Consider the following 3,694-nt stretch of genomic DNA (forward strand, 5'->3'; position numbering starts at 1 on the left):
AAACCATTGTTCAAAAAGGAGGGTTGAGGCTCTAAGAGCTTGTCTAAGCCGTTTTAAGACAGTCTTAGTATAAAAACCTTTATCTGGAATTTAAAGCGCCCTACAGGCGGTCAGGGCAAGCCCTAACAACCCTAAAACAAGTAATACTTAAAAACACCTCACAAATTTAATTTTTTAAGATATAATAACTTGTCGCCTATCCGACAGTCTTGCGACTGGAAGGAGGTGTATCTTATGATTACCAACTTTATTTGCGCCCTTCTTGTTGAGCTTCTAAACTCTCTATTCAGTTATTGGCTGAATAACCGAAACAAGACGTAAAATCAACTAAGGCGACATCAGCCCAAAAAAAAAGCCCTAGAGAATCCGACTTCTCTAGGGCTTTCGTGTATCTCATGATTACCTATTTGCATGTTTAGTTTAACATGATTTTAAATCAAATTCAATTTTGTTGTTGCTGATCTAACCATTCCTTGACACTTTCTAGATAATTTAATGCCGTTTCTTTTTTCGTTGGACTTTGTATGTTAGTTGCTTGTTGAAACAGGTTTTCGTAGCGTTCATATGTGACAGATTGTTGTTTTTCTTTTTTTTCTTCTTCACTGGCAAACCAAGGGTTTGTGTCTCCAAATAGATCACTACAGGCTTCTTCTATCTTTGTATCTTTTACATATTGCACGTCTTTTTTGGTTTGCTCATAGTTGTCTTGAACCTCTTTTTGCTGTTTTTCTGGCAAGTTTTGATAAAGACGAGTGAGTTTTTCCATGTTTTTATCCGTCAAACGTTTTTCTTGATTCACAAAAATATCGTTCATTTCCTCATAACAAGTGGTAAACTCTTCCATTTTTTGTGCTAATGCTTGCTCTTTTTTCTTTTTATTACGTGCTGATTCATACTTTTGAGTGACATTTCCTAATAAAATACTTCTAGAAACGCGCTTATTGCCCTCTAAAACGCCTAATAAGCCGCTTGAGACGATTATCAAGGAAAATATACAGCCAAGCAAGAAAAATCGCTTAAATCGAATTTTAGAGCCTTTTAATGAATATCTTGTTTGGAAAATTTTATAGATGAGCCAAATACTTCCTGAAATACTAACAAAAATGAGTAGATAGGGTAAATAAAATGCCATTTTAGCCTCCCCATACTAACCAAAATGCGAACAGTGTCAGGACTAATTTAGTATAATTCTTCATTCTATAAAATCCTCCTAAAAATTATCCAAAGATATGAGTGAAAACTTCACAAATTTTTTCTACACCAACGCCTACATAATACCAAAAGCCACCAGCATTAATGTTTTGTAATTCTTGATTGTTTAAATTATAGTATTTTTTAGATATCATGAATATTTTCCTCCTAAAAAACTTAATTCTTCTGTGTTTAGAAACTAAGATAGTATTCTAAAATATTTTAAAATAATATTTTTATAAAAGGCTCAGCGATGTTATAAAAAGTTATTTTGGATTCATAATCGTCAAAAAAAAAAGAATAATTGTTATTTAGAGAATTAGTAGACATAATGTATACTATGCCAAGTAGCCCTTGTATCAACCGATACAGGGGCTCACTTTGTGATTTTTAATTGGTCTAGGTCAAAAGCTCTTTTTAAGGCTTGATTTTCTGCAGTTGCTTCTTTCCGTTTCTTTGTGAATTTTTACCAGTCATTTTTTACTGGGGTGTTATTTTTCATAAAATATGATAAATTTTTGGTAGCGCTTCATAAGCGCGTTGCTTTTTCAAGAATAAACACTCATTATTTTTTAACTGGCTGCTCGGAAGAGCAGTCTTTTTTATTATTTATCCGTTTCTTTTACAAACAATTCTTCGTTAGGACTGTTGTAATAATTTGGATTCAATTTCAATTCACCATGTTTATTCCCTTTATTGATCACTGACAATAACATCGGACTGAAGCCTAGAATTCCTAGTAAAATAGAACCGAATAGAAGATTTTTTCTTGTCATGAATATTCCCTCCAGTTATTTCCAAAGTTGCCACCATTTTTGCTTCTTCTTTGTGTGTTTTTCTATCGATTCTGTTTCTTCAGAAAGAATAGTAGTTGATTCATCTTCTGGAGTTTCTTCCGTATAAGCTAATTGTAACTGTTCTTGCAGTTTTTCGATCTGTTGATTTGCCTGTAGGGTGAGCTGTTGTTGTTGGTCGAGTAATTTTTGCATATTAGAATTATTTTGCTCTTTAAGGGAAAGTTGTTCTCGTAAAAATTCATTTTCTTCACGCAACTTATCTAGCAACTCGTTTACAACCACGTTTTTGCTTGATATATAAATGTTTTTATCGTTGTCTTTTTCATACTCATGCAACCTATCTAGTAACCTTTGGTTACCTAAGTTGCTAGCAAGTTGCAATACTCCAGAACGTAATACAACCTTATAACCACGCTCATTTTTAGCTAATAAGGACGGGTCTAATTTATCAACATGTTTAGAGATTGCTTGCCTACTTATTTCAAATAATTCAGATAATTCCCTTATTGTAAAGGTTTCTTTGGGTTGCATGATAATTGCCTCCTAAATTGTTAGGTATTATTTCTCTAACCAATTATCTAAGGTAATTGAAGGTATATTTTCTTCAAAATAAATTTGCAGAGATCCTATCTTATTTCCTTTGTAGGCTTTAATTTTTTTGATTTCAAAAGTTTTAAAAATAGCAGGGTGAGTTGAATTAACGTTTAAAAATTCTTTTTTCGCTTGGGCAAAAATTTGTTTATCAATATCTCTCATGCGATAACTTTCTGGTATTGCTAATAGAGCTCTAAAATCTTCTATTTTTACAAACCAGTGACCTTTTTTAGATCTTCTGTTTTTATGAGCCATAAGTTGGCGATATAACTCTTTAACGTAGCTACTCTTTAAGTTTGTCATATTTTCTAATTCGAAACGAGTAAAATTAGTTCCGATTGAATTAAGTATATATTCAAATTCTTCAGAAACCTTTATTAATAATGTTTCATTCACTTTATCGATTTTAAATTTTTGAAACAGATTTAATTGCTCATATGTTTTTTCGTCTTCATAAATAAAAGACAAAGTAATGATTTTTTTTGACATTTTTATTAAATCATTAGCAAAACGGTCGCCACGTGCATTTATATTGTAATCAATTAATTCTTTTATTTGTTTAAATGTAAAAATTTCTTCTTTTGTACCTTTTCTTTTCATTTTAGAACATATTCCCCAAAATAAATCCATATCTATAGGAGTAAATTTTCTTAAAGGGACAGAATTTAATCCATTATTATATCGAACTATATCGTTACTCAATAAAAATCACCTCAATAAATTATGTTATCATAGACATAAGAGGATGTAAAATACAATTTATCCCCCATAGTGTGACAATTTATCCCCCATAGTGTGACAATTTATCCCCCATAGTGTGACAATTTATCCCCCATAGTGTGACAAATTATCCCCCACTACCTATGTCAATACTTACTCTCCCATGAGGTTGCTAATACCTAACAGTTATTATTAACAGTATATCTAACAGTATATCTAACAGTATATCTTAAGAGCACATTTAATTTCCCGCCTAAAAAACTACTACCTTTTCCTCAAACAGGTTCGCGAATTTTTCTAAACTGGAAAACTTGCTCCCTACGGTCGCCAAAAAGGTGTGATCGCTACGCTCTCACATTATACCTGCGCAGTCGCCTCCAGCTCCTTTGCTA

Annotated in this window: 5 protein-coding genes; all 5 read right to left on the bottom strand. The window is 32.2% G+C overall.

Annotated features, from left to right (window positions below):
* Nucleotides 1-442 precede the first annotated feature (442 nt).
* Nucleotides 443-1,132 (bottom strand): hypothetical protein, encoded by a 690-nt coding sequence (locus RG571_RS11755; protein ID WP_002292458.1) that lies wholly within the window; start codon nt 1,130-1,132, stop codon nt 443-445.
* Between the two features lie 85 nt (nt 1,133-1,217).
* The gene (locus RG571_RS11760) at nt 1,218-1,346 is read right to left on the bottom strand and encodes a hypothetical protein (protein WP_002339187.1); all 129 of its coding nucleotides are present in this window, start codon (nt 1,344-1,346) and stop codon (nt 1,218-1,220) included.
* Between the two features lie 450 nt (nt 1,347-1,796).
* Nucleotides 1,797-1,967: a hypothetical protein gene (locus RG571_RS11765; RefSeq protein WP_002292472.1), complete on the bottom strand. Its 171-nt coding sequence runs from the start codon at nt 1,965-1,967 to the stop codon at nt 1,797-1,799.
* Nucleotides 1,968-1,982: 15 nt separating this feature from the next.
* Nucleotides 1,983-2,519, bottom strand: coding sequence for a DUF536 domain-containing protein (locus RG571_RS11770; protein WP_002292473.1), 537 nt, complete (start codon nt 2,517-2,519; stop codon nt 1,983-1,985).
* 27 nt (nt 2,520-2,546) lie between these two features.
* Complete coding sequence (locus RG571_RS11775) at nt 2,547-3,284, bottom strand: replication initiation protein (RefSeq protein ID WP_002292475.1); 738 nt, start codon at nt 3,282-3,284, stop codon at nt 2,547-2,549.
* Nucleotides 3,285-3,694: the final 410 nt, after the last annotated feature.

This window comes from Enterococcus sp. FR204 (genome assembly GCF_031143325.1).
Lineage (GTDB): Bacteria > Bacillota > Bacilli > Lactobacillales > Enterococcaceae > Enterococcus_B > Enterococcus_B faecium.